We start from the raw sequence: 5,957 nt of genomic DNA on the forward strand, positions 1-5,957 counted from the left end.
GTTAAATATCTCATTTTCAATTCGTTTTTTGAGTATTTTTTTTATATTTAGGCATTAAAATAAATTAAATGAACAATTACAATAGTAACATCACACCAAAGAAAGCAGATAAATATTTGATTAATGGCGAAATTAAAACTTGGAATGGAGCCTTTAATCAAGTGTATTCAACTATATCATCTACAGAAAAATACGCACCTACCTTCTTAGGTGAAGTTCCTGATTTAACCGAAAAAGAAGGATTAGAAGCTGTTGAAGCAGCTAATAACGCTTTTGATAATGGTCAGGGTATTTGGCCTACTATGAAAGTTAGCGACAGAATAAAATGTGTAGAAAACTTTGCGCACCAAATGAAAGCAACTCGGGCAGAGGTGGTGCACTATTTGATGTGGGAAATTGGAAAATCGCTTCCCGACAGTGAAAAGGAATTTGATCGTACGGTTGATTATATCTTTGAAACTATAAAAAGTTACAAGGAATTGAACGCTAGAAATGCTCATTTTTCAAATGTTCAAGGAATCAATGCTATGATTAGAAGGAGTCCGCTTGGTGTTGTATTGTGTTTAGGCCCTTATAACTATCCTTTGAATGAAACCTTTACCTTGCTTATTCCGGCACTTATTATGGGTAATACGGTGGTGTTCAAACCTGCAAAATTAGGAGTATTACTTATTGAACCTTTACTAGAAATTTTTAACAAATCATTTCCAAAAGGAGTCATCAATATTGTTTTTGGTCGTGGTAGGGAATTAGCCGCTCCGGTAATGAAATCGGGGTTGGTAAGTGTTTTATCCTTAATAGGCAATAGTAAAGCTGCTGTAGCACTTCAAGATTTACACCCAAATAAGAATCGATTGCGATTGATTTTGGGATTAGAAGCTAAAAATCCGGCCATTATTTTAGCGGATGCCAATATGGATTTAACGGTTTCAGAATGTATATCAGGAAGTTTATCCTTTAACGGGCAACGATGTACTGCTTTGAAATTAATTTATGTGCATGAAGCGGTAAAAGACGAATTTTTAGAAAAGTTCTGTGAGAAAGTCGATAATCTAGTTTATGGAAATCCGTGGGAAAAAGACGTGTTTCTAACGCCACTACCCGAAAAAGAGAAACCTCAATACATTAAAGAATTAATAGACGATGCCTTGCAAAAAGGAGCTAAAATAATGAATGCCAAAGGAGGAGTCGTTACCGATAATTTCATTTATCCTGCCGTAATATATCCTGTTGATGCTAGTATGCGGTTGTTTCATGAAGAGCAATTTGGTCCAGTTGTGCCTATAATGGCATTTAAAGATACAGCGACACCTTTGCAAAACATGTCAGAATCCAATTATGGACAACAAGTGAGTTTGTTTGGAAAAAACAGCGAAGTTATTGCACCACTAATTGATGCTTTAATTAATTTGGTATGTAGAGTCAATTTAAACAGTTCGTGCCAACGAGGTCCCGATGTATTTCCTTTTACTGGACGAAAAGATTCTGCTGTAGGAACTTTAAGTATTCATGATGCGTTGCGTTCTTTTTCGATACGAACATTTGTAGCATCTAAGGACAATGCCTACAACAATGAAATTTTGCAAGAGTTATTGGATAGTAAAAAATGTAATTTTATCAATACTGACTATATTTTATAAACAGTCTGAAACACAAAAAACATGAGATTCTTTTTCTCATGTTTTTTTTTATGCTTACTACATAATGTATTTTAGAGATCTGAAGATTATTTCTTCTTCATCTCCTTCTTGATGTCTACTTTAGAATAATTTTCTTCCTTTTGCTTTTTACCCGAATAATAAATATTCCAAATGGTTAAATAAACATACGCAAGAAAAATAATTCCACCTATGATAAAAAAGCCTATACTCATGTCGTTCTTCTTTGACGGATTGCTATTGCGAATAATAAAATGGTTCCTGGCCAGTGTGCAGAATACAGGGCTTCATCATAATTTCCAAATAAAGCCAATGAAATTGAATACAACATGCAAATGAAGGCAAGAATAATGGGATACCATTTCAAAATAAATAATTTCATACTTTTTTTATTAATTAATTTTTTAATAATAGCATAAAACTACTAAAATTATTTTAAATATTCAAAGAATACCCAAAAAGTTTACATAATTTTAATTTTCAATTAATAAAATGGAAGAACATTTAAACTTTAAAACAATGAAATAGATACCAAATGTTAAGTCTTTTTAACCTGTGTAAAATTCTAGGCTTTTTGATACGCTTCGCCACTTGAAATAGCGAAGGAGGCGAAAATTAAAAATGGAACGGTTTTTGTAAATTTGAATGAAACTAATTGATATGAAATATATTTTAATTCTTGCGTTTGTATGCATAAGTAGCTTGGCTAATGCTCAAAAAGTGTTTAGTACGCAATATAGTAACCAAGCAGAAATTAAAGTCTTTGTGGTGAAATATGAAAACCAAGCGGACTTAAAAGTCTTTAAGGTGAAGTATGAAAACCAAGTGGGTGAAAATAACGGCAAGTGGTTTTTTTCTACATATGAAAACCAGGCGAAAAAGAAACTCTATTTTGTGGATTACGAAAATCAAGCGGATTTAAAAATCTTCTTTGTAGCCTATGAAAATCAAGCAGGGTGGAGAAACAATGAAAAGAAGTATTTGATGTATTAGGGGTTTAGATGATTGATAATGGATAATTGACAATTGATAATGGATAATTGATAATGGATGATGGGTGATTGATGATGGGTGATGGGTGATTGATGATGGAAATCATAAAATTTCTTCAACGTGTTTTTTTATGTTTGAAGCGATTTTTGTCATGGGTAGGTCGTTTGCATCACCTCCGAATGGATCTTCAATTTCTTCGGCAATGAGTTCTAAACTGGCTAAAACATAGAAAATAAAAATAACCACCGGAATTACGTAATAGCCTAAGCTGAATACAAATCCAAACGGTAAAGTCATCACGAAAAAGAAAATGAATTTTTTAATAAATGAGCTATACGAGTAGGGTATAGGTGTATTTTTAATTCGTTCGCAAGCACCACATATATCGGTAAACGATTGTAATTCGGCATTGATGAGATAACACTGATCGCCTGTAATTTTTCCTGATTTATACAAATCATTTACTTTTTGAAATAACATTTTAGCTACTTGGTTCGGACGATGTTTGTGATGGTCTATCTCTAAATCTAGTCCTTCAAAGAGCATTTGGCTTACTTCTTCGTTGAGTAAATGTTTTGAAAGTACTGATGAATAAGCCGGAATAACTTTTCTGAAATAAGTTCTGTCGTTTTCCTCTTTTAAATAAGTTGATAGTTTGAGCGCTAAGTTGCGGCTGTTGTTTACTAATCCTCCCCATAGTTTACGACCTTCCCACCAACGATCGTAGGCGGTGTTGGTGCGATAAGCTAAAAGTAACGACAATACGAAACCTACAGTAGTGTGCATTAGCGTCAGGTTTTTGACGTGGCTATTTTCTGATAAGCTCCAATATTCTAGTTCTAGATATGCGATACCGCCTGCATATAATCCGATGAAAATCATCATTGGTATTAATTGACGGAAAGTGTCGGATTTATGGAATCGAAAAATAAATGTAATCCAGTCTTTAGGGTTGTATTGTATCATTTTGTTTATTTTTTATTGTTTTAACTAATATAATTCCAAATGGTTTTCTTTTTACTGATTTCAATAAAAGCTTCTCTTAATTTGCTGTGTTCTGGTTTTTCCATTGGGGCATCGTCTTTTAGAAGTTTTATGGCATGGTGTCTTGCCAATTGTAAGATGTCTTTGTCTTTGACTAAATCGGCAATTTGTAAATTTAATACACCGCTTTGCTGTTTGCCCATAATATCGCCAGGTCCTCGTAGTTTTAAATCGACTTCCGATATTTCAAAGCCGTCATTAGTGCGCACCATCGTATCCATTCTTATTTTACTGTCGTTGCTGAGTTTATGACTCGTCATTAAGATACAATAACTTTGTTCGGCACCACGCCCCACACGACCGCGCAGCTGATGTAATTGAGACAACCCAAAGCGTTCGGCACTTTCAATAACCATTACGGAAGCATTGGGTATGTTTACACCTACTTCAATAACCGTTGTGGCAACCATGATGTTTGTTTTACCAGCGGCAAAACGACGCATTTCTTCGTCTTTATCGGCGGGTTTCATTTTCCCGTGTAAAATGGATATCGAATACTGTGGTAATGGAAAATCGCGAGAAATACTCTCGTATCCGTCCATTAAATCTTTGTAATCCATTTTTTCTGATTCTTGAATTAACGGATATACTATGTAGATTTGGCGTCCTTTTGCAATTTCATCTTTTAAGAATTTCCACACTTGTAATCGATTTGAATCATAACGATGAACGGTTTGAATGGGTTTTCTGCCCGGAGGTAATTCATCAATCACTGAAATATCTAAATCACCATACAAACTCATCGCTAAAGTACGAGGAATAGGAGTAGCGGTCATTACCAAAACATGAGGAGGGATAGTAGCCCCACCAACCTCCCCAGAATGGAGGCCGCTTTTCTTCCACAATTTACTTCTTTGTTCGACACCAAAACGGTGTTGTTCATCTATAACGGCTAATCCTAATTTTTTAAATTGTACTTTATCTTCCAACAAAGCGTGTGTTCCGATGATGATGTCTAATGTGCCGTTTTCTAATTCTTCGTGAATAATTCTTCGTTGTGTAATTTTCGTTGAACCTGTTAAAATTCGAATATTGATGTTTAAATCTTTAGCTAATTCTGAAATACCGTTAAAATGCTGGTTGGCTAAAATTTCAGTAGGTGCCATTAAGCAACTTTGAAAGCCGTTGTCTTTTGCTAAAAGCATACACATTAAAGCTACTATAGTTTTTCCAGAACCTACATCGCCTTGCAGTAATCGGTTCATTTGGGCGTTGCTTCCTAAATCGTTTCTAATTTCTTTTAAAACCCGCTTTTGAGCATTAGTCAATTCAAAAGGTAAATGATTTTTGTAAAAATTATTGAAGTTTTCGCCCACATTTTCAAAAGGTAAACCTTTTATTTTGTGTTTGCGAATGAGGTTTTTTGTGATCAATTGTAATTGAATGAAAAACAACTCTTCATACTTTAAACGGAATTGCGCTTTAGCTAATAGGTCTTGACTTTTAGGAAAATGAATATTGAATAAAGCCGCATTTTTTGGAATTAACTTTAATTCTTCTAAAAGATAGTTCGGTAAGTTTTCAGAAAACAAAGCTTGCGTTTCCACAAACAATTGTTGCATCATTTTATTGATGATTTTATTTGAAACGCCTTTATTGGTTAACTTTTCGGTACTCGGATACACGGGTTGCATGGCAGAACGAAGACTGGCTTTGTGTTCGTCTAATAGTTCCATCTCGGGATGCGCCATGTTGTGAGTGGCTCCAAATTGGGTTACTTTTCCAAAAATAACATACGGAACATTAATTTTTAAACTTTCACGAATCCATTTTTGTCCTTGAAACCATACGAGTTCCATTTGCCCCGTTTCATCTGCAAAAGTAGCTACTAATCGCAATTTTCCTTTGCCTTGCTCAACTGTTTTAATATGAATGACTTTGCCAACGATTTGAACTTCCGAATTACTGTTTTGCAGTTCGTTTATTTTGTAGTAACGCGTTCTATCGATATAACGATTAGGGAATAAATTCAGTAAATCGGCATACTTATGAATGCCCAACTCCTTGCGCAATAAATCGCCACGTTGCGGACCAACGCCTTTGAGATATTCTATGGGAGTTTCGAGTAGGCTCATGTTCAGTGTTCAGTATTCAACATTTATAGTTTGAAACACATAGACACATCAGTAATACTAACTGTATATTTAGACCGTTTCACTTTTCAGAGTTAACATAGCAAATCTGTGTGAATCCGATAAATCTGTGTCATCTGTGTTCTAAAACCAAAAGCGAAGATACTAGATAATTTGTTAATTTAGAAAC

The 5,957-nt window shown here is 34.6% G+C and carries 6 protein-coding genes; 2 read left to right on the forward strand and 4 right to left on the reverse strand.

Annotated elements, in window-relative coordinates:
* The first annotated feature begins 68 nt into the window (after window positions 1-68).
* Window positions 69-1,640, forward strand: coding sequence for an NADP-dependent glyceraldehyde-3-phosphate dehydrogenase (locus tag ACIQZC_RS08380; RefSeq protein ID WP_396138781.1), 1,572 nt, complete (start codon window positions 69-71; stop codon window positions 1,638-1,640).
* Between the two features lie 86 nt (window positions 1,641-1,726).
* On the opposite strand, the gene ACIQZC_RS08385 is transcribed toward ACIQZC_RS08380, so the two are convergent.
* Both ACIQZC_RS08385 and ACIQZC_RS08390 read right to left on the reverse strand, forming a co-directional pair.
* Window positions 1,727-1,873: a hypothetical protein gene (locus ACIQZC_RS08385; protein WP_396138782.1), complete on the reverse strand. Its 147-nt coding sequence runs from the start codon at window positions 1,871-1,873 to the stop codon at window positions 1,727-1,729.
* Entirely contained in the window at window positions 1,870-2,040 is a 171-nt protein-coding gene (locus tag ACIQZC_RS08390) for a hypothetical protein (protein ID WP_396138783.1), read from the reverse strand. Before ACIQZC_RS08390 ends, ACIQZC_RS08385 begins: the two co-directional genes overlap by 4 nt.
* Before the next feature lie 278 nt (window positions 2,041-2,318).
* Between ACIQZC_RS08390 and ACIQZC_RS08395 the strand changes: the two genes are divergently transcribed.
* Window positions 2,319-2,651 carry a DUF6150 family protein gene (locus ACIQZC_RS08395; RefSeq protein ID WP_396138784.1) on the forward strand — a complete coding sequence of 111 codons (333 nt, stop codon included), beginning with the start codon at window positions 2,319-2,321 and terminating at the stop codon, window positions 2,649-2,651.
* 102 nt (window positions 2,652-2,753) lie between these two features.
* On the opposite strand, the gene ACIQZC_RS08400 is transcribed toward ACIQZC_RS08395, so the two are convergent.
* Window positions 2,754-3,617 carry a bestrophin family protein gene (locus ACIQZC_RS08400; RefSeq protein WP_396138785.1) on the reverse strand — a complete coding sequence of 288 codons (864 nt, stop codon included), beginning with the start codon at window positions 3,615-3,617 and terminating at the stop codon, window positions 2,754-2,756.
* 20 nt (window positions 3,618-3,637) lie between these two features.
* Window positions 3,638-5,776: an ATP-dependent DNA helicase RecG gene (gene recG, locus ACIQZC_RS08405; RefSeq protein ID WP_396138786.1), complete on the reverse strand. Its 2,139-nt coding sequence runs from the start codon at window positions 5,774-5,776 to the stop codon at window positions 3,638-3,640.
* Between the last annotated feature and the right edge of the window lie 181 nt (window positions 5,777-5,957).

Source organism: Flavobacterium sp. (assembly GCF_044338735.1).
GTDB lineage: Bacteria > Bacteroidota > Bacteroidia > Flavobacteriales > Flavobacteriaceae > Flavobacterium.